Annotated in this window: 1 rRNA gene; it reads right to left on the reverse strand. The window is 46.0% G+C overall.

The features are described from left to right. A 16S ribosomal RNA gene (locus tag E5336_RS12675) occupies nt 1-206 on the reverse strand; the annotation flags it as partial. Nucleotides 207-378 lie beyond the last annotated feature (172 nt).

A 378-nucleotide genomic window follows, 5' to 3' on the forward strand; every position in this document is an offset into this window, starting at 1 on the left:
CAGCTCCTTTAACACAGAGTCGATGCCGTCTCTGTCCCTATCCGGTATCAGCTTCCGTTTCCGAAAGTTCTCCCGGTCGCACGGGCAGGTTCCCTACGTGTTACTCACCCGTTCGCCACTCGAGTCCCGAAGGACCCTCGTTCGACTTGCATGTATTAGGCATGCCGCCAGCGTTCATCCTGAGCCAGGATCAAACTCTCCATTTGATTCGACTCTTTTTTTTTCAATGTCTTTTCGCTGACATTTTCTTCTTCTTTTTGTTCGTTTTCCTTTTCAGGTGTTTCTCAAGAAATCGACGTGTTTGTTTCTTTTCTCTCGTTCTTGTACGATTGATTTTTTGTTTCTTTCGTTTCTATCAGGTTTTCAAAGATCGTCCCG

This window comes from Dubosiella muris (genome assembly GCF_004793885.1).
GTDB lineage: Bacteria > Bacillota_I > Bacilli_A > Erysipelotrichales > Erysipelotrichaceae > Dubosiella > Dubosiella muris.